This is a genomic window from Promicromonospora sp. CA-289599, assembly GCF_050936155.1.
In the GTDB taxonomy this organism is placed as follows: domain Bacteria; phylum Actinomycetota; class Actinomycetes; order Actinomycetales; family Cellulomonadaceae; genus Promicromonospora.
Genome location: NZ_JBNJNI010000001.1, coordinates 3,189,104 through 3,213,710 on the forward strand (window position 1 = coordinate 3,189,104; position 24,607 = coordinate 3,213,710).

Annotated in this window: 22 protein-coding genes; 15 read left to right on the plus strand and 7 right to left on the minus strand. The window is 71.0% G+C overall.

The window, feature by feature from the left end; genetic code table 11:
- The first annotated feature begins 85 nt into the window (after positions 1–85).
- The 3 genes from ACQEVI_RS14110 (at position 86) to ACQEVI_RS14120 (ending at position 3,913) form a co-directional block, all read left to right on the plus strand.
- Positions 86–1,573: a helix-turn-helix domain-containing protein gene (locus ACQEVI_RS14110; RefSeq protein WP_432899824.1), complete on the plus strand. Its 1,488-nt coding sequence runs from the start codon at positions 86–88 to the stop codon at positions 1,571–1,573.
- Positions 1,574–1,709: 136 nt separating this feature from the next.
- Positions 1,710–2,387, plus strand: coding sequence for a hypothetical protein (locus tag ACQEVI_RS14115; protein WP_432899827.1), 678 nt, complete (start codon positions 1,710–1,712; stop codon positions 2,385–2,387).
- Between the two features lie 149 nt (positions 2,388–2,536).
- The gene (locus ACQEVI_RS14120) at positions 2,537–3,913 is read left to right on the plus strand and encodes a hypothetical protein (protein ID WP_432899829.1); all 1,377 of its coding nucleotides are present in this window, start codon (positions 2,537–2,539) and stop codon (positions 3,911–3,913) included.
- A 36-nt stretch (positions 3,914–3,949) separates the two neighbouring features.
- Here ACQEVI_RS14120 and ACQEVI_RS14125 read toward each other — a convergent pair whose 3' ends face one another.
- Positions 3,950–5,248, minus strand: coding sequence for an alpha/beta fold hydrolase (locus tag ACQEVI_RS14125; RefSeq protein ID WP_432899831.1), 1,299 nt, complete (start codon positions 5,246–5,248; stop codon positions 3,950–3,952).
- A gap of 104 nt (positions 5,249–5,352) precedes the next feature.
- Between ACQEVI_RS14125 and ACQEVI_RS14130 the strand changes: the two genes are divergently transcribed.
- Both ACQEVI_RS14130 and ACQEVI_RS14135 read left to right on the plus strand, forming a co-directional pair.
- Positions 5,353–6,063, plus strand: a complete 711-nt coding sequence (locus tag ACQEVI_RS14130) for a YqeB family protein (RefSeq protein WP_432899834.1) — start codon at positions 5,353–5,355, stop codon at positions 6,061–6,063.
- Complete coding sequence (locus ACQEVI_RS14135) at positions 6,047–6,640, plus strand: TetR/AcrR family transcriptional regulator (protein ID WP_432899837.1); 594 nt, start codon at positions 6,047–6,049, stop codon at positions 6,638–6,640. The genes ACQEVI_RS14130 and ACQEVI_RS14135 overlap by 17 nt, the downstream gene beginning before the upstream one ends.
- A gap of 213 nt (positions 6,641–6,853) precedes the next feature.
- On the opposite strand, the gene glpK is transcribed toward ACQEVI_RS14135, so the two are convergent.
- The 3 genes from glpK to ACQEVI_RS14150 all read right to left on the minus strand — a co-directional run bounded on the left by glpK (position 6,854) and on the right by ACQEVI_RS14150 (position 11,022).
- Positions 6,854–8,368 (minus strand): glycerol kinase GlpK, encoded by a 1,515-nt coding sequence (gene glpK / locus ACQEVI_RS14140; protein WP_432899840.1) that lies wholly within the window; start codon positions 8,366–8,368, stop codon positions 6,854–6,856.
- A 72-nt stretch (positions 8,369–8,440) separates the two neighbouring features.
- Positions 8,441–9,172: an MIP/aquaporin family protein gene (locus ACQEVI_RS14145; protein ID WP_432899843.1), complete on the minus strand. Its 732-nt coding sequence runs from the start codon at positions 9,170–9,172 to the stop codon at positions 8,441–8,443.
- A 104-nt stretch (positions 9,173–9,276) separates the two neighbouring features.
- Positions 9,277–11,022, minus strand: a complete 1,746-nt coding sequence (locus ACQEVI_RS14150; RefSeq protein WP_432899845.1) for an FAD-dependent oxidoreductase — start codon at positions 11,020–11,022, stop codon at positions 9,277–9,279.
- 196 nt (positions 11,023–11,218) lie between these two features.
- Here ACQEVI_RS14150 and ACQEVI_RS14155 point away from each other — a divergent pair, with 196 nt between their 5' ends.
- A complete protein-coding gene (locus tag ACQEVI_RS14155; protein ID WP_432899848.1) occupies positions 11,219–11,752 on the plus strand; it encodes an amino-acid N-acetyltransferase in 534 nt (177 codons plus the stop codon).
- Between the two features lie 37 nt (positions 11,753–11,789).
- On the opposite strand, the gene ACQEVI_RS14160 is transcribed toward ACQEVI_RS14155, so the two are convergent.
- Complete coding sequence (locus ACQEVI_RS14160; protein WP_432899850.1) at positions 11,790–12,686, minus strand: A/G-specific adenine glycosylase; 897 nt, start codon at positions 12,684–12,686, stop codon at positions 11,790–11,792.
- A gap of 214 nt (positions 12,687–12,900) precedes the next feature.
- Between ACQEVI_RS14160 and ACQEVI_RS14165 the strand changes: the two genes are divergently transcribed.
- Positions 12,901–13,662, plus strand: a complete 762-nt coding sequence (locus tag ACQEVI_RS14165) for a hypothetical protein (RefSeq protein ID WP_432899853.1) — start codon at positions 12,901–12,903, stop codon at positions 13,660–13,662.
- A 203-nt stretch (positions 13,663–13,865) separates the two neighbouring features.
- On the opposite strand, the gene disA is transcribed toward ACQEVI_RS14165, so the two are convergent.
- Together disA and radA are read right to left on the minus strand one after the other, a co-directional pair.
- Complete coding sequence (gene disA / locus ACQEVI_RS14170; RefSeq protein WP_432905940.1) at positions 13,866–14,942, minus strand: DNA integrity scanning diadenylate cyclase DisA; 1,077 nt, start codon at positions 14,940–14,942, stop codon at positions 13,866–13,868.
- A gap of 59 nt (positions 14,943–15,001) precedes the next feature.
- Positions 15,002–16,471, minus strand: a complete 1,470-nt coding sequence (radA, locus tag ACQEVI_RS14175) for a DNA repair protein RadA (RefSeq protein WP_432899856.1) — start codon at positions 16,469–16,471, stop codon at positions 15,002–15,004.
- A 124-nt stretch (positions 16,472–16,595) separates the two neighbouring features.
- Between radA and ACQEVI_RS14180 the strand changes: the two genes are divergently transcribed.
- The 8 genes from ACQEVI_RS14180 to ACQEVI_RS14215 all read left to right on the plus strand — a co-directional run bounded on the left by ACQEVI_RS14180 (position 16,596) and on the right by ACQEVI_RS14215 (position 24,528).
- Positions 16,596–17,546, plus strand: a complete 951-nt coding sequence (locus tag ACQEVI_RS14180; protein ID WP_432899858.1) for a phosphatase PAP2 family protein — start codon at positions 16,596–16,598, stop codon at positions 17,544–17,546.
- A 115-nt stretch (positions 17,547–17,661) separates the two neighbouring features.
- Positions 17,662–18,315: a hypothetical protein gene (locus ACQEVI_RS14185; protein WP_432899861.1), complete on the plus strand. Its 654-nt coding sequence runs from the start codon at positions 17,662–17,664 to the stop codon at positions 18,313–18,315.
- Between the two features lie 22 nt (positions 18,316–18,337).
- A complete protein-coding gene (gene proC, locus ACQEVI_RS14190; protein WP_432899864.1) occupies positions 18,338–19,141 on the plus strand; it encodes a pyrroline-5-carboxylate reductase in 804 nt (267 codons plus the stop codon).
- A gap of 46 nt (positions 19,142–19,187) precedes the next feature.
- Positions 19,188–20,189: a LacI family DNA-binding transcriptional regulator gene (locus ACQEVI_RS14195; RefSeq protein WP_432905942.1), complete on the plus strand. Its 1,002-nt coding sequence runs from the start codon at positions 19,188–19,190 to the stop codon at positions 20,187–20,189.
- Between the two features lie 20 nt (positions 20,190–20,209).
- A complete protein-coding gene (locus ACQEVI_RS14200; RefSeq protein ID WP_432899867.1) occupies positions 20,210–21,118 on the plus strand; it encodes a lysostaphin resistance A-like protein in 909 nt (302 codons plus the stop codon).
- A 307-nt stretch (positions 21,119–21,425) separates the two neighbouring features.
- Positions 21,426–22,259 carry a carbohydrate ABC transporter permease gene (locus ACQEVI_RS14205; protein ID WP_432899870.1) on the plus strand — a complete coding sequence of 278 codons (834 nt, stop codon included), beginning with the start codon at positions 21,426–21,428 and terminating at the stop codon, positions 22,257–22,259.
- Positions 22,259–23,122 carry a carbohydrate ABC transporter permease gene (locus ACQEVI_RS14210; RefSeq protein WP_432899872.1) on the plus strand — a complete coding sequence of 288 codons (864 nt, stop codon included), beginning with the start codon at positions 22,259–22,261 and terminating at the stop codon, positions 23,120–23,122. Before ACQEVI_RS14205 ends, ACQEVI_RS14210 begins: the two co-directional genes overlap by 1 nt.
- Before the next feature lie 53 nt (positions 23,123–23,175).
- Positions 23,176–24,528, plus strand: coding sequence for an ABC transporter substrate-binding protein (locus tag ACQEVI_RS14215; protein WP_432899875.1), 1,353 nt, complete (start codon positions 23,176–23,178; stop codon positions 24,526–24,528).
- Positions 24,529–24,607 lie beyond the last annotated feature (79 nt).

Consider the following 24,607-nt stretch of genomic DNA (forward strand, 5'->3'; position numbering starts at 1 on the left):
TCACGTACTGTGAAGGAGTAGGTTCCTGTTGGCCTGTCCCGGACGTCTCCGGGTGACGGCCATCACACGAACGGACGGAGGCGACGTGCCGGGCACGAACGAGACGTCAGCGCGCGGTGAGACCGACCTGATCACCCTGGGGCGCCGCATCCGGCACCTGCGCACCGCGCACGGGCTCACCCTCGACGCGCTCGGCGAGAAGGTCGGCTCTGCGCCCAGCCTGCTGTCGCTCGTGGAGAACGGGCGGCGCGAACCACGCCTCGGGCTGCTGCGGTCGATCGCGGAAGCCTTCGGCGTGCCGATGAGCGAGCTGCTCAGCGCGGAGCCACCGTCGCGCCGCGCGGCCCTGGAGATCGCGCTCGACCGGGCCCAGCGCGGCCCGCTGTTCACCACCCTCGGCGTGCCCGCCGTCAAGCCCAGCCAGAAGCTGCCGATGCCCGTGCTGGAGCAGCTCGTGGGCCTGCACGAGGAGCTGGCGCGGCGCGAGCAGCTGGCCATCGCGACGCCGGAGGAGGCGCGCCGAGCCAACACCGAGCTGCGGTTGGAGCGCGAGGCGCGCGACAACCACTACCCGCAGTTCGAGGCCGTGGCGGAAGAGCTGGTCAAGGCGGCCGGGTACACGGGCGGCGCGCTGACGCACCGCACGGTCGCGCGGATGGCGGAGCAGATGGGCTTCACCCTGCTGCACGTGGACGACCTGCCGCGGTCCGCCCGCTCCGTGACCGACCTGCAGAACGGACGCATCTACCTGCCCCCGGCGTCGACCCCGGGAGGGCACGGGCTGCGGTCCCTCGCGCTGCAGGCGCTCGCCCACCGGGTGCTGGAGCACGACCGGCCGCGCTCCTACGGCGAGTTCCTGCGCCAGCGCGTCGAGATCACGTACTTCGCCGCCGCGTGCCTCGCGCCGCAGTTCGTGGCGGTCCCGTTCCTGGAGGCGCGCAAGCGGGACCGCGACCTGGCGGTGGAGGACTTCCGGGACGCGTTCGGCGTCACGCACGAGGCCGCCGCGATGCGGCTCACCAACCTCGCGACCCACCACCTCGGCATCCCGCTGCACTTCCTGCGGGTCGGGGCCGACGGCGCGCTGTTCCGGGGCTACGCGAACGACGGCCTCCCCTTCCCGCAGGACGTCACGGGCGCCATCGAGGGGCAGCTGATCTGCCGGCGGTGGGCGGCACGCGAGGCGTTCGAGCGGCGTGACCGGGCCACCGAGTTCTACCAGTACACCGACACCCCGTCCGGCACCTTCTGGTGCTCCACCCAGACCGGGTCGATGTCGCCGTCGGGCGGGCCGGACGGCGGGTCCGGCGCCTTCTCGATCACCGTCGGGGTGCCGTACGCGCACGCCAAGTGGTTCCGCGGGCGGGCCACCCAGGTGCGGCGGGTCTCCACGTGCCCGGACCCGGCGTGCTGCCAGCGTCCGGCGCCGGAGCTCACCGAACGCTGGTCCGGCGAGGCCTGGCCGTCCGGGCGCATGCACCAGCAGATCCTCGCCGCGCTGCCGCGCGGCGCGTTCCCCGGGGTGGACGACGCAGAGGTGTATGCCTTCCTGGACAAGCACGCTCCGGAATGACTTGTCAGGCGTAGCCCCACGTGTCAGACGTACAGGTCACCCGAGTGACCTGTGCATCTGACACGTCCGCCGGGTTCTGACAAGTCCGGAGTTTTCGCCGCGTCCTTCGCGCGCTGCCGGGTTAGCGTAGGCAACCGTGGCATCGAACCTGGCTTGCATCGGACTGGACGTCTGGCGACGTAGCGACTTTCGCGACCTGGTGGCATCCGCCCGCGCCGAGGCGGAGACCATCGCCAAGGACGGCGAGGTCGGCGTGCACATCTGGACCGACGCGTCCGGTGCCCGCCTGATCATCACCACCGAGGGCGACCTGGTGCGGGTGGTCACGCCGACGTTCTACGCGGCGCCCGGCGCCATCATCTCCGAGCCGCAGGCCGTCGACGGCGGGCTCGTGCTCGCCGAGCTCGTGAACGGCGACGACGAGGTCATCACCGAGATCGCCTGCCAGCTCGAGGAGCTCGCCCTGCTCGGCTCGGCGTCGTCGCTGGTCGAGGGTCCCGTGTCCGTCGTCGTCCTGGGCAACTCCGTCCAGGTGCTCGGCCGGGCCGACGACGTCGTGCCCGACCTGAGCTTCGAGCCGACCGGCGCGTACGCGTTGTCGACCGACGCCACCGCACACCTGACCGGCGTCGTGCTCGCGATCGAGCAGCGCGCCGTCGGCCGCACCGGCCAGGCCTTCACCGCCGCTCGGGTGCAGACGGCCGGCTTCCAGGTGACGCTCTGCGTCCCGGCGGGCAAGCCGGAGCTCGGAGCGGGCGACGTCGTCGAGGTGGACGGCTACGTGGTCGCCTCGGTGCCGGCCCTGCGCGGCTGAGCGCACCGGCGGCGGCGGGGCCGTCGTCGGCGGATCGTTGGGGGAACTACTGATGACACCGCAGGCGTGCGCCTGGTGTGATTCACCCGACCGATGCCCGCCCTGATCGGTCCTCGAGCCGTGCAGTCCCGAGGAAGGGTCCCCGCCTGATGAGAACCTCCCGAACGCTGTTCGCTGTCGCCGGGGCACTGGCGGCCGTCGCGGTCGCCTCCGCCGGCGCGCTCCCCACGCAGGCGGCCTCGGCCGCTGCCCCGCCCGGCGGGGTCTACTACGTGCAGAGCGCCGTCACCGGGCTCAACGCCTCGGCCGCCGCTGGCGCCGTCGAGCAGCACCGGCCCAAGGGCAACGAGGACCACCAGCAGTGGACCCTCCGCGAGGCCGGTTCCGCCTACGTCCTGGAGGACGCCGCCGCGGCGGGCGCCTGCCTGGGCCGGTCCGGTGGCGCGGCCCGGACCATGGGCTGCGCGGTGTCGGACGCCGCCTGGGAGGTCGTCGACATCGGCGACGACCGCTACCAGCTCAAGGCGCCCGGCGCCGAGAGCTACCTCACCGTCGGTGCCAGGCCGAGCGGCCAGAACTATCCGGCGCAGCTCGGGGTCGGCGGCAGCGGGACGCTCGCGGAGTGGTACCTGACCCCGGTCGGCCCGGTGACCGACCCGATGCCGCCCGCCGACCAGCGCACCCTTGACGAGATGTCGTTCCTCACGGCGCACAACGCCTACGCGAACGGGGTGGACGGTGGGTTCGCACCGCCGTTCATCAACCTCGCGCCCAACCAGAACCGCGGTATCGACCAGCAGCTCGCCGACGGCGTGCGTGGTTTCCAGCTCGACATCCACCAGACCACCGACGGTGCGATCCTCTGCCACAACAGCTGCACCCTGGTCAGCAGGCCGGTCGCTCTGTGGGTCGACCTCCAGCGGATGGTCGACTTCCTGGCGGCGAACCCGGACCAGTTCGTCACGGTGTTCCTCGAGGACTACGTGGACCCGGCTGTGCTGCGGAGCGAGATCCAGCGCGTCGCGGGACTGTCGGACGTGCTCTACCGCCCGAACCTCACCGGTGTACGGGAGAACGGGTGGCCCACGATGGCCCGCCTGGTCGCGGACAACGACCGCCTGCTGATCTTCAGCGACCACAGCCGGTCCGCCGACGAGGCCGCCGGTCTCACGCGGGAGAGCTTCGGCGTGCTCTATCAGCGTGAGTGGACCGTCGAGAACTACTGGTCGATGGGCCCGGGCATCGGTACCTCCGACTGGTCCTGCTACAGCCGCTGGTACGACGCCGGGACCAACATCCCGCTCACGCGGACCGGGTCGCCGTTCCGGCCGCTCTACGTGATGAACCACTTCCGGGACGTGCCCGTCGAAGGGACCGCTCGCACCGACAACGAACGGCTGCTCAACCGTGCCCAGCGGTTCTGCCAGCCGGCCGCCCGCAAGAAGCCGAACTTCGTGGCGGTCGACCGGTATGACGTCGGCAACCCGGGCGGGGCGGTGGGCACCCTGAACACCTACACGTACTGATCGTTCCGGCGGTTCGTTCCGGTGGCCCGTTCCGGTTCAGTCGCGGAGCGGGCCACCCCGGGCATCCAGACGGCCCAGCAGCCGGGACAGGACGTCGCCGAGGCGCAGGCCGTCGTGCTCGAACTCGTTGGTGACCCACGGCTCGACGTTCCCGACGTGCGCCGCCGTCTCGAGCGAGAGCGCCGAGTCGACGAACATGTCGTCGAAGTACACGGCGGCCTCCACGGGCACCTCGTTCTCGGCGAGGCGGTGCAGGTCGTACAGGTCGCGCCAGTGCTGCCGCTCGGCGAGGGCGTGTGCGGCCGCCTCGAACGGACGCAGGGCGCTGATCTCGGCGAACATCCAGGGGTAGATCATCTCGCCGGTCAGCAGCAGCGGCCGGGCGTCCTCGGCGAAGGCCGGGTCGGCGTCGCGCACCGACTGGGCGGCCCACGCCGTCGGGCCGGTGTGGGACTGGGCGTAGATCGACTCGTGCAGCACCGCGTACAGCGGGTTGGTCGCGAACGACGTCTCGGCCGCGACGGTGGCCAGGAACGTGTCGGTCAGGGGACCGCCGTGCGGGGAGTCGAACGCCTCGTCGAGGATCCAGTGCACCCGCTCGAAACCGGGCTGCATGCCGAAGTCCATGCCGAGCATCTGGAACCGGCGGGCCGTCAGGACGTCCCCGCCCGGTGCCGTCACGCTGCTGGCGGAGAGCCGGTCGGCGATGCGACCAAGGGCCTTCACCGCATGCGGGTAGCGCGCGCGGAACCGCTCGTTCTTGGCGACCCCGCGTGGCTGGGTGCGTTCGTAGACCTCGCGGGCTGACGCGGTGAGGCCCGGCAGCCCGCCGGTGACCAGGCTCGCGTTCAGGCCCTCGGGCGCCAACGACAGGTAGGTCATGGTGATGAACCCGCCGTAGGACTGGCCCAGCGACGTCCAGCGGCGGCCGCCGAACAGCGTCTTCCGGACGTGCTCGGCGTCACGCACTATGTTGTCGGCCCGGAAGTGGCTGAGGTACTCCGCCTGGTGCTCGGTAGTGCCGAGGTCGTCGAGCGTGGCCGCCCGGACCGCGCTGGAGCGTCCGGTGCCGCGCTGGTCCAGCAGCACCACGCGGAACCGCTTCAGCGCGGTGCCGACCCAGCCGTCCGGGCCGGTGGGACGCGGGCCTTTGCCGCCGGGTCCGCCCTGCAGGAACACCAGGAGGGGCAGGTCCTCGGTGCGGCGCGTGGGATCCACGAGCTCACGGGCGAGCACGGAGATCGTCGGTGAGCCGTCGGGCTGGGACCAGTCGAGCGGGACGTCGACGGAGTGGTCGGTGATGTGGACACCGGGAAGGGTGTAGCTGATGGGCACGGGGTCACGCTATCGGTGCGGACCGATCCTTCAACAGGAGCGCGCTGGTCGATCCCGAGCAGGACCGGTTGCATTAATGGAGTGCATGCTCCAATAATTGGATCATGACGACCACAGAGGTGCGCCAGCACCCCGCACTACCCGCACTGCTCGGCCTGGGCGTGCTCGCGATCGGCCTCGTGCTCGGCTGGTTCGCCTCCGCTCTGGCCGGCGGCCTCGCCGGCCTGATCGAGGCGACGCCGCTGCCGGTGCCCAAGCTGGTCCACCTCGTCGAGTCGATGCCGCCGGCCTGGACCCTCGGCATCCTGGGCGGGCTCGGCCTGCTCGGCGGCGCGTTCGTCGCCTTCATGACAGTGGGTGAGGCACCCGCCCTGAACGTCGCGGACGACCACCTGGAACACCGGCAGGAGGAGCGCGAGGTGTGGATCGAGCGGTCTGACGTCGGCTCCGCGTTCCGCGACACGAGCTACCTCGTGCTCCTGCGGCCCGACGGCGGGCTCCGCGCCCGGCTCGACGCCGACACCCTGTCCTGGGCCAAGGTCCAGGCCGCCCTGGAGCAGCACCGCTGGCCGTGGCGCGACGCGGACCCGTACGAGGAGCGGTTCGAGCGCTGGCTCGACGGCCGCCCCGGGTTCACCGCCGCGGAGAACGAGGCGCTCCGCCGTCGGCTCGAGGACCGCAAGGACGCTGCCGGCCTCCGCAAGGCGGACGAGGACCTGGCCGCGCTCGGACTGGTGGCGCGTGTCCGCGACGACCGGATCCAGGTGCGCCGGGCGGCGTCGGCCGGCGAAGGTGCGCGTGGCACGGACCGTTGACCCGGCGCGCCACGAGGCGCGCAGACTCGTCATCATCGACGCCGCCCTGACGGTGTTCGCCGAGCGTGGGTACGACGGCGCCACGACCGCCGAGATCTGCCGACGGGCGGGCATCGGGTCGGGCACGTTCTTCCACTACTTCCCGACCAAGCTGGAGCTGCTGCTCGCGATCCTGACCCTCGGCATCGCAGAGGCACGAGAGCAGACAGAGCTCTACGCGGACCGCACCGACCCGCTCGGGGTGCTGCTCGACATCGTCGAGCGCGGCGCCGACGACGCGGCGGACCCCCGGATGCCGGGCTTCGTCCGCGCGGTAGGCGGCGTCATGCAGCAGCCGGACGTCGCCGCCAAGCTGGCGGAGGACGCCCAGGCCCAGCGCGATCTGCTCCTGCCCTGGGTCGAGAAGGCCCAGCGGGCGGGCGAGATCCGGACGGACCTGACCCCGGCCCGCGTCACCTCGTGGCTCTACCTGCTCACCGACGGCTTCCTCGGCCGCACGGCCGACGAGGAACACTTCACCGCGCAGGCGGAGAAGGCAACCCTCGTCGACACGGCCCGCCGCTTCCTGGCCCCCTGACCCAAGCCGATCCCGCCCCCGCGAACCCCACCCGAACGACTGGTGGACGCACCTCAGGGAGAAAGCGACGCAACAGACGAGCAGAGGGCAAGGAAGGCCCTGTCCGACAGTATTCATTCCCGAAGTGGAGCGCCCCCTGGGGCGCGTGAACGCTGTCGGACAGGGCCTTCCTTGCCCTGTGCGGACGCAACCGAAGCGCCCGAGAGCAAAGATCTACGACACGTCAGAGTCCACCCAGTCGAACGTCTTCGTCACGGCCTTCTTCCAGCTCCGGTACTGACGCTCCCGCTCTTCCTCCTCCATGGAGGGCTCCCACCGCCGGTCCTCGGCCCAGTTCGCGGTCACGTCCGCCTCACCGTTCCAGAAACCGACCGCGATGCCCGCCGCGTACGCCGCACCGAGCGCCGTCGTCTCCGCGACGACGGGCCGGATGACGGGCACGCCGAGCTGGTCCGCCTGGAACTGCATGAGCAGCTCGTTGGCGACCATGCCGCCGTCGACCTTGAGCTCGGTGAGGTCCACGCCGGAGTCGGCGTTCATGGCGTCCATCACCTCGCGGGTCTGGAACGCCGTCGCCTCCAGTGCGGCACGCGCGATGTGGTTCCGGTTGACGTACCGGGTCAGGCCGACGAGCGCGCCGCGGGCGTCGGGCCGCCAGTACGGCGCGAACAGGCCGGAGAACGCCGGCACGAAGTAGGCGCCACCGTTGTCCTCGACCTTGCGGGCGTACCACTCGACGTCGGGCGCGTCGTGGAACAGGCCCAGGTTGTCGCGGAGCCACTGGACCAGCGATCCCGTGACGGCGATGGATCCCTCGAGGGCGTAGATCGGAGCCGCGTCACCGATCTTGTAGCAGACGGTGGTGAGGAGGCCGTTCTCGGACGGGACCTTCTCGGTGCCGGTGTTGAGCAGCATGAAGTTGCCGGTGCCGTACGTGTTCTTGGCGGTACCGACGTCGAAGCACGCCTGCCCGAACGTCGCGGCCTGCTGGTCGCCGAGGATGCCGGAGATCGGCACGCCGGGCACCATCCCCCGCGGGCGGCCCTTGCCGTACACCTCGGAGGAGGAGCGGATCTCGGGCAGCATCGAGAGCGGGATGCCCATGTCCGCTGCGATGTCCTCACGCCAGGACAGCGTGTCGAGGTCCATGAGCATCGTGCGCGACGCGTTCGTGACGTCGGTGACGTGCACGCCGCCGTCGGGCCCGCCGGTCATGTTCCACAGGACCCACGCGTCGGTGTTGCCGAACAGAAGGTCACCACGCTCGGCGGCCTCGCGGGCGCCCTCGACGTTGTCGAGGATCCACTTCACCTTGGGGCCGGAGAAGTAGGTGGCCAGCGGCAGGCCGACGATCGCCTTGTACTTGTCCGCGCCCTCGGACCCGGCCAGCTCGTCGACGATGGCCTGCGTGCGCGTGTCCTGCCACACGATGGCGTTGTAGACCGGCTTGCCGGTCGTCCTGTCCCAGACCACGGTGGTCTCGCGCTGGTTGGTGATGCCCACGGCGGCGAGGTCGGTGTGGTTCAGGTTCGCCCTGGTGAGCGCGAGCCCGACGACCTGGCGGGTGTTGTCCCAGATCTGGTCGGGCTTGTGCTCGACCCAGCCGGCCTTGGGGAAGATCTGGTCGTGCTCGAGCTGGCCGGTGGACACGATGGTCCCGGCGTGGTTGAACACGATCGCCCTGGTGCTCGTGGTGCCCTGGTCGATCGCGAGTACGTAGTCAGCCATCGGTGTTGACTCCCTTGTCTGTTTCAGTCTGCTTGTGTGCCGCCCGAGTCTGCGGCTCCCCGTCGCGTCACATCAAGCGACGGCCGCCGCGACCAGGCCGCCGAGCGCGCCGCCTACCAGCGGCCCGACCACCGGCACCCACGAGTAGGCCCAGTCGCTGGAGCCCTTGCCCGGGATGGGCAGGACGAAGTGTGCGATGCGCGGGCCGAAGTCACGCGCCGGGTTGATGGCGTACCCGGTGGGGCCACCGAGGCTTGCGCCGATACCGACGACGAGGAGGGCGGCCGCGAGCGGGCCCAGGTCGACGGGCGAGTTGCCGAACGACAGGATCACGAAGACCAGCATGAACGTGGCGATCACCTCGGTGACGAAGTTCCACGTGTACGAGCGGATCTCCGGGCCGGTGGAGAAGACGCCGAGCTTGACGGCCGGATCGGCGTCCAGGTCGAAGTGCTGCTTGTGCGCCAGGTACGCGAGGACGGCGCCGACGAAGGCGCCGACGAGCTGTGCGACCCAGTAGAAGATCATGTTGAGGAAGTTGGCGGGGACACCCTCGGCGAACTCGTCGGCGCCGCTGGAGAGGATGCCGAGCGTCACCGCGGGGTTGATGTGCGCCCCGGACTTCATCGCGACGAACACACCGGCGAAGACCGCGAGGCCCCAGCCGAAGTTGATCAGCAACCAGCCGCCGTTGAACCCCTTGGTCTTCGGGAGGATGACGTTGGCCACCACGCCGGCGCCGCCGAGGATCAGGATCATCGTGCCCAGGAACTCCGGCACCATGATGTCCGTGAATGCGTTCATCACTGACTCGCTCTCTGCCGACAGCTCTGTCGGCGTACGGGGGTGAACCCGGCGGTGCCTCTGCGGTAGCCCGTCGGCAATCTCGTAGTGGTGTTCAGGGATCCTTAGTTTCGGAGCGGCTGCATGGCAGCCACGTCAGGGGTGGCCAGGCGTGCCCGTTCGGCAGCCTCGTCGTCGGGTGCTTCCTCGGCATGGCGTTCTGCCTCGATCCGCTCCAGCCACGCGCGGACCTCTCGTTCCTCGTCGGACGCGTCCCAGCCGAGCAGCGGCGCGACGACGGACGCGACCTCCGCGGCCGCCTCCGTGCCCCGGTCCACGATCTCGTAGACGAGTCGCGTGCGGTGCGCCAGCACGTCCTCCAGGTGGAGGGCGCCCTCGTGGCTGACGGCGTAGTGGGCCTCGGCTCGGAGGTAGGCCGGGGCGTGCTCGAGCGGGGCGGCGAGCGTGGGGTCGGCGTCGCACAGCTCGACGATCTCGGCGAGGTTCGCGCCGTACCGGTGCAGCAGGTGGTCGAGCAGCGGGGGGTTCCAGCCGAACCGCTTGCCCCAGGTGCGCGCCTGCCGCTGCACGGCCCGCAGGCCGACGGCGCCCGTGAGCGGGATCTGGTGCGTGATCGAGGGGAGCGCGGTGGAGCGCTGCCCGATCGCGAAGTCGACGGCGTCCTTGGCCATGATCCGGTAGGTCGTCAGCTTGCCGCCGGCGATCACGGTGAGGCCCGGCGTCGGCGAGGCGACCGTGTGCTCGCGGCTGACCTTCGCGCTGCTCGTGCCGGCCTTGGTGCCCGGCTGGAGCAGCGGGCGCAGACCCGCATAGGTGCCGATGATGTCTTCTCTGGTCAGGGGATGGGCCAGCACGGCGTTGGCGTGGTCGAGCACGTAGTCGATGTCGGCGCTCGTCGCCACGGGATGGGTCGGGTCGAGGCTCCACGGGGTATCGGTGGTCCCGATGATCCAGTACCGGCTCCACGGGATGACGAACAGCACGGACTTCTCCGTCTGCAGGATCAGCCCGGCGTTGCCACGGATGCGCTCCCGCGGGACGACGATGTGCACGCCCTTGCTGGCGAGCACCCGGAGTCCGCCCTCGGAACCCGCGAGGGCCTCGGTCTCCTCGGTCCAGACGCCCGTCGCGTTGATGACCGACCGGGCCCGGACGGTGATCTCCTTGCCCGTCTCCAGGTCCACGACCACCGCGCCGTTCACCGCGCCGGTCGCGCCCTGCGTCAGGCTCACCACCTGGGTGCGGCTCGCGGCGTGCGCGCCGTAGCTCGCCGCGGTGCGGATCAGGGTCGCGACCAGGCGGGCGTCGTCGACCGAGGCGTCCCAGTACTGGACGGCGCCGACGGCGGCGTCGTGCGCCAGGTCCGGGAACTTGGCCTCCATCTGGTTCTTGCTCAGGTGCCGGTGGAACGGCATCGGGCGGCGGCCCGGAGTGAGCGTCGCGAGCACGTCGTACATCAGGATGCCGGCGCCCACGTAGGCGCGCTCCCAGACGCGGTGCTCCAGGGGATACAGGAACGGGACCGGTCGCACCAGGTGCGGTGCGAGGTCCCGGAGCAGGAGGTCTCGTTCGGTGAGGGCCTCGTGGACCAGCTCGAAGTCGAGCATCTGCAGGTAGCGCAGCCCGCCGTGGACCAGCTTGCTGCTGCGGCTGGAGGTGCCCTGCGCCCAGTCCTGTGCCTCGACCACGGCGGTGGACAACCCGCGCGTGACAGCGTCCAGTGCGATCCCGGCGCCGGTGACGCCGCCTCCGATCACCAGGACGTCGAGCTCGGCCGAGGGACTCACGCTGGCTTCCAGTGCGGCCAGCGCCTGTGTTCTCGCGTCTGCGGTCAGCCGTGTGGATGCCATGCGCCAAACTCACCATGCATTCCGTCACTTGGCAACACCTTTGCCCTGTGAGGTGGGGTGTGTTGGGAGGTTCTCTTGCTCACATTCCGATTCGCCCTTCGATTCGTCTGATCTGACTGCCTGGGGTCGTGGCCCGGTGTGCCCGCCTGGCGAGGGCTCCGGGCGCGGCCCGCGGCTCCAGCCGTAGTGTGTCGGCGTGACGACATCCGAGTCGCGGACCGTGCCCGTGATCCGACCCGCCCTTCCCGCCGACGTGCGCACCATCCGCGATCTCGTCGAGCCGCTCAGCCAGGAGCGGATCCTCCGGCCGTACGAGATGGTGGGGTACTACGAGGCGGTCCAGGAGTTCCTGGTGGCGACCGATCCGGCCGGCGCGGTGGGCGACGCCGCTGTCGGCTGCGGGGCGCTGCACGTGATGTGGGACGACCTCGCCGAGGTGCGCACGCTGGCCGTGCACCGCGACTGGCGGGGCCGCCGGGTGGGGCACGCGCTGCTCGAGGCACTGATCGAGCGGGCGCGAGCGCTGGGCCTGCGCCGCGTGTTCTGTCTGACGTTCGAGGTCGACTTCTTCGCCGCGCACGGGTTCCGGGAGATCGACGGCACGCCCGTGACGCCGGAGGTGTACGCCGAGCTGCTGCGCTCGTACGACGAGGGCGTGGCCGAGTTCCTCGACCTGGCCCGCGTGAAGCCCAACACCCTGGGCAACTCCCGCATGCTCCTGGAGCTCTGACCCTCGCCGAGGTAGAGCGTGCGTCCGGACGCAGGCTCTACCTCGGCAGGTGGAGGCGGGTCGCCTCGTCCTGTTCCGCCAGGCCGTCCTCGATCAGGCCGGCGATCGCGCGGTCGAGCTGCCCCGGGTCGTGCCACAGGGAGGCGAGAACGGCCCGGTCCACGGGCTCGGCCGCCTGCCGGAGCTCGGCCATGACCCGGCCGCGCGCCTGCCGGTCGGTGCCCGCCCAGGCCTGGGTGCGACGCCGGTCGGCGTGCGCGTCCGGCGGTGAGCCCGCGCGTCGCCACGCGCACAGCCCCGCGACCGGGCAGGCACCGCACTTCGGCGCCTTCGCGGTGCAGACCAGCGCACCCAGCTCCATCGACGCGGCCGCCCAGCGGGCAGCCTCCGTGTCGCCGGACGGTGCGAGCGCGGTCGCCAGGGCGCGTTCGGCCGCCGTGTACGACGGCGCGGGCAGGGCCGTCCCGCCGACCGCCCGCGCGAGCACCCGGCGCACGTTCGTGTCCACCACGACGGAGCGCTTCCCGTACGCGAACGCCAGGACCGCGGCGGCCGTGTACTCGCCGACGCCGGGCAGCGCGCGCAGCTCCTCCTCGGTCCGCGGTACGACGCCGTCGTGTCGTTCGACCAGCGCCTTGGCGCACTCCTGCAACCGCAGTGCGCGGCGCGGGTAGCCGAGCCGGCCCCAGGCGCGCAGCACGTCGGAGGTCGGCGCCTCCGCCAGGTCCGCGGGCGTGGGCCACTGCTCCAGCCACGCGCGCCAGGCGGGTTCCACGCGCACGACGGGGGTCTGCTGGAGCATCACCTCGCTGACGAGCACACCCCACGGCGTCCGGTCGGGTGCGCGCCAGGGCAGCTCGCGTGCGGCGCCGTCGAACCACTGCACGACACCCGAGCGCACCTCGGTACGCCGCGTCGCTTCCCGTGCTGTCACGGTGTCCCATCCTGCCGCACCGGCGCGCCCTGCCGAAGCCGGGAGCGTCCGGCGCGGTGCTCCCGCCTGACCGCACAAAGCCCGTCAACCAGGACACGTGACCAACTCGACGGCGCGGCTGCCACGGAGGCGGTGCACGACGTCGTACTTTGTGGCTGCGGGGTGTCACCGCACGTCAGACCGTTTCTACATGACTCAGTGAGAGGTCCAGCAGGTGGTCAGTGCGCCGGAGCGAGCCGAGCGGAACCAGGGGCACGGGGAACAGACGCCCGCCACGAGACGCCCGCGGTCCGGGCACGTGATCGCGGTGCTGGCCGTCCTGGTGGTCGGCGGTGTCGGTGCGGCAGTGACGTGGCCCCGGACCGAAGCGCCGATCGTCTCGGCCAAGGAGAACCCGCCGGTCCCCGTGGACCCGAACGCCGCGGCGGCGCCGTGCGCACCCGAGGATCTCGACATGGGCCTCGCCGCGGACCGCGCCACCGTCACCCCCGGCGTACGCGTCGGGTTCACGGTCTCGCTGCGGAACGAGGGCGAGGTGCAGTGCCTGGTCGACGCCTCCCGGCACAACCTCGCCGTCACCGTCCACGAGGGTGAGGTGGGTGAGCCGACGGCGGAGCGCGCATGGTCGTCGGCCGACTGCGCCAACGAGGAGGAGCGGCTGCTCCTCCTCGGCCCCGGCGACGTCGACGTCACCGACGTGAGCTGGTCGGACTCCCGGTCGGTGCCCGGCTGCGAGCCGGGTCAGCCCAAGCTGTCCGCCGGTCAGTACACGGCACAGGTCACGCTCGCGGGCGCCGAGGGCGCGTCCAGCGATGTCGTCCAGCTGACGTACACGGTGCCGGAGCCGAGCAGGTCGCCGTCGCCGTCGGGCAGCCCGTCCGCCAGCTCTTCCGGGAAGGCCTCGCCCGATCCGAGTGCGTCGCCGGACCAGAGTGCGTCGCCGGACCCGAGCGGCGACGCCGACAAGAAGCCCTGACGCCGCCCCGGGCCAGTACCTGCCCCGCGAGTGCAGACTTGGTCGCGGACGCAGCTGTCAGCTGCAGACTTCGTCGCGGTTGCGGACTCTCAGACCGCAGCCAAGTCTGCAGTCGCTGGCGAGGGCAGCGTCCAAGTCTGCAGTCGCCGGTTGGGCAAGGGTAGACAGGGCTCAGGCGGAGCCGGTGGAGCAGGTGCGGTGGATCAGACGTAGCGCTCGAGGATGCTCGACTCGGCGAGCCGGGACAGGCCCTCGCGGATGGTCCGGGCACGCTGCTCGCCGACGCCGTCGACCGACATGAGGTCGTCCACGCTCGCGGCGAGGAGCTTCTGCAGGCTGCTGAAGTGGCCGACGAGCCGCTCGATGGTGGTGTTCGGCAGGCGCGGCACCTTGGACAGGAGCCGGTAACCGTGCGGCGCGACTGCCGCGTCGAGCGCGTCCCCGCCACCGGGCAGGTCCAGGATGCGGCCGATCTGCCCCATGTCGAGCAGCTGCTGCGACGTGAGCGCGGAGAGCTCGGCCTGCACGTCGGCGAGCGTGCGGTCCTTGCGGCCCAGCACGTAGTCGCGGATCACGAACTCGCGGTCCGAGCCGACGTCGCCGATCAGCTCGTCGAGCTGCAGTGCCAGGAGGCGACCGTCCACCCCGAGCTCGATGACGTAGCCCGCGATCTCGTCGGAGATCCGGCCGACCATCTCGAGGCGCTGCACGACCGAGCACACGTCGCGCACGGTGACCAGGTCCTCGATCTCCAGCGCGGACAGCGTGCCCGACACCTCGTCGAGGCGGGCGCGGTACCGCTCGAGCGTCGCGAGGGCCTGGTTGGCGCGGCCGAGGATCGTGTCCGAGTCCTCCAGCACGTGCCGCTGTCCGCCCACGTAGAGGGCGACGATCCGCATGGACTGGCTCACGGAGATGATGGGGAAGCCGGTCTGCTTGGCGACTCGTTCGGCCGTGCGGTGCCGGGTGCCGGACTCCGTGGTCTCGATGGTCGGGTCGGGCAGCAGCTGCACCGCGGCCTTCCGGATGCGGGTGGCGGCCCGGTCAAGCACCACCGCGCCGTCCATCTTGGACAGCTCACGCAGGCGCGTGGCGGAGAAGTCGACGTCGAGCGCGAAGCCGCCCGAGCAGATCTGTTCGACAGTCGGATCGAGGCCCAGAACGATGAGCGCGCCGGTCCGGCCGCGCAGGATGCGCTCGAGCCCGTCGCGGAGTTCGGTCCCGGGCGCGACAGCGGCCAAGGTCTCCCGGAGCAGCTCGTCAGGGTGCGAGGAGGTCATGGCCACGAAGAAATCCTACGCTGTGCGCTGGGTCACAAGCAGTTCGTTTCACGAAGCGGTCAATCATCGTCCACGGCGCGGAGCGATCTGCCGCCCGGCGACCCGCCCGACGGCTTGCCCGGCGACCCGCCCGCCGACTTGGCCCACTCCACGGCGTCGCGGATGTGCGAGGCCTCGACCAGCTGGAGCCCTTCGGGCGCCTTGACCCCGGTCCCGTGCGGCACGACGGCGTGCGCGAAGCCCAGGCGCGCGGCCTCGCCCAGGCGGCGATCCAGCCCCGCGACCGGGCGCAGGTCGCCCGCCAGGCCGACCTCGCCGATGGCCACCGTGGCACCCGGCAGCGGCCTGCCCTCGCGCGCGGACACGAGCGCCAGCGCGGCCGCGAGGTCCGACGCAGGCTCGGTGATCCGGGCACCGCCCACCGTCGAGGCATAGACGTCCTGGTCCGCGAGGCGGAGGCCGCCGTGGCGCTGGAGGACTGCGAGGATCATGGCGAGCCTGCTGGAGTCGACGCCGCTCGTCGCGCGGCGCGGGTTGCTCAGGGGGCTCGGCGCCACGAGCCCCTGCACCTCGACGGCGAGCGGGCGACGCCCCTCCAGCGTGACCGTGATGCAGGATCCGGCGACCCCCGCGCCCGCGTGTGACAGGAACAGACCGGACGGGTCGGGCAGCCCGACGATCCCGTTCTCCGAGAGGTCGAAGCAGCCGACCTCGTCGGTCGGGCCGTACCGGTTCTTCACAGCGCGGATCATGCGCAGGCGCGAGTGCCGGTCGCCCTCGAACTGGCACACCACGTCGACCAGGTGCTCGAGCGTGCGCGGACCGGCGACGGAGCCGTCCTTGGTCACGTGGCCGACGAGGATCGTGGGCATCTGCCGTTCCTTCGCCACGGCGATCAGCGCGGCGGCGACCTCCCGCACCTGCGATACGCCGCCTGGGGCGCCGTCCACCTGCCCGGACGCGATGGTCTGCACCGAGTCGACGATGAGCATGTCCGGCTGGTTCACCTCGAGGTGGCCGAGCACCGTCCCGAGGTCGGTCTCCGCGGCGAGCAGCAGCGTGGGTGACAGCGCACCGATGCGCTCGGCCCGCAGCCTGACCTGGCCGGCGGACTCCTCACCCGTCACGTACAGCACGGTGCGGGGCGACTCGAACCCGTTGGGTCCGAGGGCGCCGTCGGCCACGTTGCTCGCCACGTCGAGCAGCAGGGTCGACTTGCCCACGCCCGGTTCACCCGCGAGCAGGATCACCGCGCCCGGGACCAGCCCGCCGCCGAGCACCCGGTCGAACTCCCCGATGCCGGTCGGGTTGGCGCGTGCCGACTCCACGTCGATCTCCGCGATGGGCCGGGCGGGCTCGCGGGCGGGCGACACGGCGACGGTCCGCGGGCCGGACGGTGCGGGCCCGTCCTCGCTCACGGTGCCCCACGCCTGGCACTCCCCGCAGCGGCCGACCCACTTGACGGTGGTCCAGCCGCACTCGGTGCAGCGGTACGCGGGCCGTGCCCGCTTGGAGGTCGATGAGGTCACGTGCGCCACCGTACGTGCCGACACTGACAGTCGTGCCGGCAGGGACTCGAGGGCGATTCCGGAGGCGATACCGCCAGCGGCGATACTGGCAGTGATGACGTCCGGATTCAGGTACTTTTCGACCATGCCGACCTCCGAAGGGCGCTTGGCGCGCCACGACGGATCGCGTACCGGCCCCCGCGACTCCGCGTCCTCGTCCGGCCCGGGCCGTCCGCCGGCGCGAACGGTCGGCCTGACGGTGGCCCTCGCGGCCGCACTGGGCACCTGGCTCGTCTGGTGGGCGATGGTCACCACGTGGCCCGGCCAGCGTGTCGAGGAGCGGGTCTTCGTGACGGCCGACCGGTTCCAGGACGTCGTCAACCACCTGGTGGAGCCGGTGCTGCTCCTCGGTTCACCGCCCTGGCTCGTGACCGGGTTCCTGGTGGCGTGCGGGATCGGCCTGCTGCGCCGGCGACCGACAGCCGCGGCCCTGGCCGCCGTCGTGATCCTGGGATCGAACCTGACCACGCAGGTGATCAAGGACGGGGTGTTCCACCGCACGGGCCTCGTCGGCGAGTGGAACCGGGACATCAACACCCTGCCGAGCGGCCACGTCACGGTGGTGGCGGCGGCCTGGGCGGCGCTCCTGCTGGTCGTCCCGCGCAGCTGGCGACCGGCGACCGCGCTCGCCGGTGCCGCCGTGACCTGCGCCATGAGCCTCGCGACGGTCGCCGACCGCTGGCACCGCCCGTCCGACGTGGTCGCGGCCGTGCTCGTGGTGGTGGCGTGGACCTCGCTGGTGTGCGCGTTCGCACCGGCCGGTCGGGCAGGCCCGGACGACGTCGGTCCGGCCGGGGGCGACGACGGCGCGGCGCTGCCGGTGATCGCGCTCCTCGGGACCGTCGCCGTGCCGATGGCAGTGCTCTCCGTCCTGGCGGCCGCGGTGACCGAGGGCCGCGTCCGGGCGGCGGCTCCGTGGGACGACGGCCTGACCGCCTACCTCGGGGGACTCCTTGCGGTGTGCGCCATCTCGACCTTCGGGTTCGCCGTGCTGCTCTGGGTGTGCCGGACGGCGGCAGCGAGCCGTCGGGCCTGACCGGACGGTCGTCCAGCACCGGGCGTGCCTCCGCCCGAATGTCAGTGCCCCGACATAAGGTTTCGGCTGAGCCACCGTGACGCACCCGGTGGACAGAGCACGGGGGAGCAAGGACATGACCGACCAGCGCGTGAACTCACCGCGCACCGGCGCGACCGCGTCGGTGGCCGCGAGGAAGGCGTCGCCCGCCGTGTACCGCAGGCGACGGCTCGTCGTGGTCGTGGGGCTGCTCGTCATCGTGCTCTTCCTGGTGCTCGTGGCCGGCTTCGTGTGGCCGGGCTTCTGGCGCGGCGGGGCGACGCCGCAGCCGGTACCCACGGTGACGGTCACCGCCGCCGTACCGACGCCCACGGTCAAGGCGATGGAACGCAGCGGCGAGGAGACCGCCTTCCAGAAGGCGCTGCCGTCCGCGGTGCTCCAGTTCGCGCTCGGCGCGCTCACCGAGGCGAAGGAGCCCAAGGGCGAGGGTGCGCTCGAGGCGTGGAACGCCGAGTACGCCGACGGCGACACGGTTGAGGTCGCGCTCCTGGCGGGCCAGTGGGCGACGGAGGACGAGGCGGCCACCGCAGCCGCCGCCTGGACCAGGTCGGCCGGCGAGGCAGAGAGCGAGGGCGACGTGAAGGTCGGCAAGAAGGTGGTCGGGCAGTACGCGATAGCGCCGGCCAAGGGTGGCAAGGCCGTCGTCGTCTGGCAGAACGGGACCGCGGTCATGCGGGCGTCCGGTCCGGCCGACGTGATGGAGGACTTCTACGCGGCGTTCCCCCTGTGAGCGCGCGGGGGAGAATGGCCTCGTGAATCAGCGACTTGCAGTGCTCGGGGCGGGGAACATGGGTGAGGCGGTGCTCGCGGGTGCGTTGTCGGCCGGCTGGGCGCCGGCCGACGTCGTGGCCACCGTGCGCACCGAGGCCAAGGCCCAGCACCTGCGCGAGACCTACCAGGTCGCCACGACCAGCGACAACGTGGCGGCGGTCCGGGGTGCGGGTCTCGTGCTCGTGGGTGTGAAGCCGAAGGACGTCGGCGCCCTGCTCGACGAGATAGCGCAAGGGATCGAGCCCGGCGCCGTGGTGGTCACGGTCGCGGCCGGCCACCCGTCGGCGTTCTACGAGCAGCGGCTGCCGGTAGGCACCGCCGTCGTGCGGACCGTGCCCAACACGCCCGCGGCGATCGGTGCGGGCATCACGGCGATCGCGCCCGGCGCCGCCGCGACGGAGGCCCATCTGCAGGCGGTGGAGCACCTGTTCGCCGGCACGGGCGCCGTGGTGCGTGCGGCGGAGAAGGACCTCGACGCCGTCTCGGCCATCTCGGGATCCGGCCCTGCTTACGTCTTCTACGTCGCCGACGCCCTCGCCGAGGCGGGTGTCCTGCTGGGCCTGACGCGTGACGTCGCGCGTCGACTCGCGGTCCAGACCCTGCTCGGCGCGTCCCGCCTCATGGACGAGTCGGGCGAGCATCCGGTGCTCCTGCGGGAGAAGGTCACCTCGCCGGGCGGCACCACGGCGGCGGCCCTGCGCGCCCTGGACGACGGCGGTGTGCGCGCCTCGTTCCTGACCGCGGCGACCGCCGCGCGTGACCGCGCCCGCGAGCTGGGTGGATGATCCTCCCGTGACCATCTCTCGACCCGCGATGGTGCGGCCGCCGGCAATGGCCGACGTCGCAGCCCTCGCCGGCGTGTCCCACCAGACCGTCTCCCGCGTGCTCAACGGGCACCGGAGTGTGCGCCCTGCGACACGGGAAAAGGTGCTGGCGGCTATCGCCGAGCTCGGATACCGCCGTAACAGCGCGGCGCGGGCCCTGGTCACCGCGCGCTCGGACACCGTCGGCGTGGTGACCACCGGGTCCCCGCTGTTCGGCCCGTCGAGCACCCTGATCGCGGTCGAGGAGGCCGCGCGCGAGCAGGGCTGGTACGTCAGTGTCGCGACGCTGCGCCGGTACGACGCCGCGACCATGCACAACGCCATGGAGCACTTCATGGACCAGGCGGTCGAGGGCATCGTCGTCATCGCGCCGCACACCGACGTGGCCGACGCGGTGGAGTCGTTCCGGGCGCCCGTGCCCGTGGTCCTCATCGCTGCCCGAGAGCTGGATCCGGACGTGCCGACGATCCCGCTGTCGGTGGACCAGCGGGCCGGGGCCAGGCTCGCCGTCGAGCACCTGATCGAGCTGGGGCACAAGCGCATCCTGCACGTCGCGGGTCCGCCGGACTGGCTGGACGCCGTCGAACGCGAGGAGGCCTGGCGGGCCGTCCTGACCGAGCACGGCCTCCCGGTGCCCGAGCCCGTGATCGCGGGCTGGAGCGCGGACCGCGGTTACATGGTGGGCCTGGACCTGGCGCAGCGGGTCAAAGCAGGAACCGGCCCGACGGCGGTCTTCGCCGCCAACGACCAGCTTGCCCTCGGCCTGCTGCGGGCGTTCTGGGAGTGCGGCGTCTCCGTGCCCGACGACGTCTCGGTGGTGGGCTTCGACGACGTCGACGGCTCCGGCCACTTCATCCCGCCGCTGACCACCGTGCGCCAGCCGTTCGTCGACCTGGGCCGGCGGAGCGTCGCACTGCTCCTCGCGGCGATGGACGGCGCCAAGCCCGCGGCAGAACTGATCGCACCCGAGCTCGTCGTGCGCAGGAGCGCGGCGGCGCCACGACACTGAGTCGAAGGAGCCCTATCCGGATGAGCGCGAGTCCACCGCAGAGTGTCACCGCCGTCCGGGTAGGCCCTGTCGACACGTGGCGCTGGCTCGGGCCGGTCCTCCTGGTGCTGGCCGCTGCCACGGTCTTGGTGGGCGTCGTCGCCGGTCCGGTGGCTGTTCTGCGCTCCGGCGTGATCGGCCTGGCGGACACCGCGATCACGGTCGCCGTCGTCGGGCCGCTCCTGGCGGTCGCACTGTGGCGCCGACCGGGCGCCCTGCGAGTCGTTGCGGTTCTGGCTGTCCTGATCGCGTGCAGCCGGTGGGCGCACGGCCTGCCTGAGTCCTTCGGCACCGGGCTGGAGTGGAACTGGCAGGGCAAGACGGTCGAGCTGCTCTGGCTGGTCGCCCTCTTCCTGGCCCTCGGGCCGTGGGCGCGAGAGGAGGCGGGCCTCGGCCTCGGGTTGCGGGCCGGCTGGAGGCCGGCGGGCTGGGTGGTGGCGGGGCTGTTCGGTGGGTTCGCGCTCCTCACACTGTGGAGCCTGGCCGATGCGGGTACGGCTCCCGCCCCGATGGATACCGAGCGCTTCCTGTTCGACGTCGGCCACCCCAATCTCGTCGAAGAGCTGCTCGTGCGGGGCGCGATGCTGGCCGTACTCGACCGGGCCTGTGGAACTCCCTGGCGGTTCCTCGGGGCGGACGTCGGCTGGGGGCTCGTTCTGACGTCGCTCTGGTTCGGGCTGTGGCACGGCCTGGTGCTCACCGCCGACGGGTTTGTCGTCGATCTCGTGGCCGTACTGAGCACCGGGTTGGTCGGCTTGCTGCTGGGCTGGGTGCGCGCCCGGAGCGGGTCGGTCTGGCTCGCGTACGCGGCGCACTGCGCGGTCGAGGTCGGGCAGGACGCCGGAGTGATGGTCTGGGCGGTGCTGGGCGGGAACGCACCGCTGGGCTGAGCGATCGGGAGGCACAGGCGCTTCCCGGCGACCCTGTGCGCGTGACTCGACCCAGGTAGGTATCGGTACGGTAAAGGTGCGTTGACACGTCTGCGAGGCGATGGCAGAGTCGCCGCGCAACGGCGATGTTCACGTTCTCACATCTTTCTCGGTAAGCGTTGTCCGCCCATCGGGAAGCGTTGTCAGCCGGATGCCAGGACATTGAGGTCCAGATGAGTCCGGACGGCGTCGTCCGGGGAAAGGGGTGCCGCCCGTGTCAGGCCGCCGCCTACTGAGCCGCCGCGTATCCGCGGCCGGCTGGAGTTTCGTGACACCCTTCCTGGTGGTGTTCGCGCTGATGATCGTGGCACCGCTGGTCTACTCGATGTACCTGAGCCTGTTCCGCAACCAGCTCATGGGCGGGACGACGTTTGCCGGGTTCGCCAACTACGTGACCGCCTTCAGTGACCCCAAGCTCTGGGACGGCGCAGGCCGCGTCGGGCTGTTCCTGCTGGTGCAGGTCCCGATCATGCTGAGCCTGTCGCTGATCGCGGCACTCGCCATCGACAGCGGTCGCCTGCACGGCAAGAACTTCTTCCGCGTCGCGCTGTTCCTGCCGTATGCCGTACCCGGCGTCGTGGCCGTCCTGATGTGGGGCTTCATGTACGACGACCGGCTAGGGCTCACCGGGAGCCTGAACGACCTGGTCGGCTTCGCACTCGTCGACCCGTACACGAAGCAGTGGATCCTCACCGCGATCGGCAACATCGTCACGTGGGAGTTCGTGGGCTACAACATGCTGATCCTGTACTCCGCGCTCAAGACGGTGCCGAACGAGATCTACGAGGCCGCGGCGATCGATGGCGCCAATCAGTTCCGCATAGTGCGAGCCATCAAGCTGCCCGCCGTCCGGGGAGCGCTGGTGATAGCGACGATCTTCTCGATCCTGGGCAGCTTCCAGCTCTTCAACGAGCCGAACATCCTCAAGGAGATCCAGCCGGCCCTGATCTCGTCGTACTACACACCGAACATCTACGCGTACAACCTGACTTTCGTGGGCAATCAGGTGAGCTACGCGGCCACTGTCGCGATCGTGATGGGCGTCGTCACGGCCATCATCGCGTACGTCGTGCAGCTTCGTGGAACCAGGAGGGAAGCGTGATGGCGGGCTACTCCTATCACCGGCCGCGCAAGTCGATAACGCTGACCGTCCTGGTCGGTGCGCTGATCGTCTACTCGATCCTGCCGCTGGTCTGGATGCTCTTCAGTATCACGAAGACGCAGGGCGAGCTGCTCAGCTCGTTCGGCCTGTGGTTCTCCGGCCCGTTCGCGCTGTTCGCGAACCTGCAGGAGGTCGTGACGCACGACGACGGCATCTTCGTGCGCTGGTTCGCCAACACGCTCGTCTATGTGCTGGTCGGCGCCGGTGGCGCCACGATCCTTGCGACCGCGGCCGGGTACGGGCTGGCCAAGTACCGGTTCCGTGGCCGCAACGCCGTGTTCGCGACGATCCTCGGGGCGATCGCGGTGCCCGGTACCGCGCTGGCCGTGCCGACGTTCCTGCTGTTCAGCCAGGTGGGGCTGACGAACACCATGTGGGCGATCATCCTGCCGTCGCTGGTGTCGCCGTTCGGCCTGTACCTCATGTGGGTGTTCGCGGCGGAGGCGGTGCCTACCGAGCTCTTGGAGGCGGCACGGGTCGACGGCGCCGGGGAGTGGCGCACCTTCTTCACGATCTCGCTGCGCCTGCTGGCGCCGGGCATCGTGACCGTGGCGCTGTTCGCCATCGTCGCCACGTGGAACAACTACTTCCTGCCACTGATCATGCTCAACGACCCGAACCTGTACCCCCTGACGCTAGGTCTGTACCAGTGGCTGGCGGACGCGTCCGGTATCGGTGCCAAACCGGTGTTCAACCTGGTCATCACGGGTTCATTCCTGACGATCGTGCCGATCGTCGTCGCGTTCCTGTTCCTCCAGCGGTACTGGCAGTCCGGCCTGAGCGCGGGCGGCGTGAAGGCATAGCCCTGGTGTTCGAGATATCTGGACTACACAACGACGTGGAAGAAGGAAAGACCATGACAATCACCCGTAACCGGCGAGTCGCAATCGGGGCCGTGACCACCCTGCTGGCCGTCTCGCTCACCGCCTGCACCGGCAGCGAACCGGGAGGAGGGGGCGGCGGTGGAGGCGAAGGCGCGACCGCCGAGGAGATCGAGGCCGCCCTCGAGGAGGGCGGCAGCATGACCTACTGGACCTGGACCCCGCAGGCAGAGAAGCAGATCGAAGCCTTCGAGGCGGCGTACCCGAACGTCGACGTCACCCTCGTGGACACCGTGGGTGCCGGCGAAGGCAACACCAAGCTGCAGAACGCCATCGCCGCGAACAAGGGCGTGCCCGACGTGGTGCAGATCGAGTACCAGTCCATCCTGCAGTTTCAGCTCCCGGGCCAGCTGGCCGACCTCACCGAGTACGGGTTCGCCGAGCTGGAGAGCCTGTACACGCCGTCCACCTGGGGCGCGGTCTCGCAGAACGACGGCATCTGGGGCCTTCCGCAGGACTCCGGTCCGATGGCGTTCTTCTACAACCAGGAGGTGTTCGACGAGGTCGGCGTCGAGGTGCCGACGACGTGGGACGAGTACATCGAGGTGGCGCGGGCGATCAAGGAGGACGACCCCGACAGGTGCCTCGCCAACGACACGGGTGACCCAGGCTTCGCCACCAGCATGATCTGGCAGGCCGGCGGTACGCCGTTCCAGACCGACGGCGACCAGGTCACCATCGACCTGACCGACGAGGGCACCACGAGGTGGGCCGAGATGTACCAGCCTCTGATCGACGACGACCTGCTCTGCCAGGTCCCCGGCTGGAGCGACGAGTGGTACCAGTTCCTGGGCGACGGCACCATCGCCTCGGTCGCGCTCGGCGCCTGGATGCCCGGCGTCCTCGAGGACGGTGTGCCGGACGGCAAGGGCAAGTGGCGCGTCGCCCCGATGCCGACGTACGACGGCACCCCGACGAACGCCGAGAACGGCGGAAGCACCGAGTCCATCCCGGAGGCGGCGGAGAACAAGCTGCTCGCGGCCGGGTTCCTCAAGTGGCTCAACTCGAGCGACGAGTCCATCCAGGTGTTCATGGAGACCGGCGGCTTCCCGGCCACCGTCGAGCACCTCGAGTCCGAGGAGTTCCTGGGCCACGAGTCCGAGTACTTCGGCGGGCAGAAGATCAACGAGGTGCTCGGCGGGGGAGCCGCCGACGTCAACGAGGGCTGGCAGTACCTGCCGTGGCAGTCGTACGCGAACAGCACCTTCGCGGACACGGTGGGCCAGGCGTACCTCGACAAGTCCCCGCTCCTGGACGGTCTCGCGGACTGGCAGGAGGAGAACGTCACCTACGGCACCGGCCAGGGCTTCACGGTGAACGGCGGCTGACGTTCGGCGTCGGTCCCCGCTGAAGCACTCGGGGAGCTCCTCGGTTCCCACCAGGTCCCGGGGGCTCCCCGGCTCGTGC

What these genes read in the sequence shown, in the direction of transcription:
- ACQEVI_RS14200 (WP_432899867.1), top strand. Translation starts at nt 20,210, where the DNA reads ATGAGCGCGAGTCCACCGCAGAGTGTCACCGCCGTCCGGGTAGGCCCT.
- ACQEVI_RS14180 (WP_432899858.1), top strand. Translation starts at nt 16,596, where the DNA reads ATGCCGACCTCCGAAGGGCGCTTGGCGCGCCACGACGGATCGCGTACC.
- ACQEVI_RS14150 (WP_432899845.1), bottom strand. Translation starts at nt 11,022, where the DNA reads ATGGCATCCACACGGCTGACCGCAGACGCGAGAACACAGGCGCTGGCC.
- disA (WP_432905940.1), bottom strand. Translation starts at nt 14,942, where the DNA reads ATGACCTCCTCGCACCCTGACGAGCTGCTCCGGGAGACCTTGGCCGCT.
- ACQEVI_RS14130 (WP_432899834.1), top strand. Translation starts at nt 5,353, where the DNA reads ATGACGACCACAGAGGTGCGCCAGCACCCCGCACTACCCGCACTGCTC.
- ACQEVI_RS14120 (WP_432899829.1), top strand. Translation starts at nt 2,537, where the DNA reads ATGAGAACCTCCCGAACGCTGTTCGCTGTCGCCGGGGCACTGGCGGCC.
- glpK (WP_432899840.1), bottom strand. Translation starts at nt 8,368, where the DNA reads ATGGCTGACTACGTACTCGCGATCGACCAGGGCACCACGAGCACCAGG.
- ACQEVI_RS14145 (WP_432899843.1), bottom strand. Translation starts at nt 9,172, where the DNA reads ATGAACGCATTCACGGACATCATGGTGCCGGAGTTCCTGGGCACGATG.
- ACQEVI_RS14210 (WP_432899872.1), top strand. Translation starts at nt 22,259, where the DNA reads ATGGCGGGCTACTCCTATCACCGGCCGCGCAAGTCGATAACGCTGACC.
- ACQEVI_RS14195 (WP_432905942.1), top strand. Translation starts at nt 19,188, where the DNA reads ATGGCCGACGTCGCAGCCCTCGCCGGCGTGTCCCACCAGACCGTCTCC.
- ACQEVI_RS14185 (WP_432899861.1), top strand. Translation starts at nt 17,662, where the DNA reads ATGACCGACCAGCGCGTGAACTCACCGCGCACCGGCGCGACCGCGTCG.
- ACQEVI_RS14215 (WP_432899875.1), top strand. Translation starts at nt 23,176, where the DNA reads ATGACAATCACCCGTAACCGGCGAGTCGCAATCGGGGCCGTGACCACC.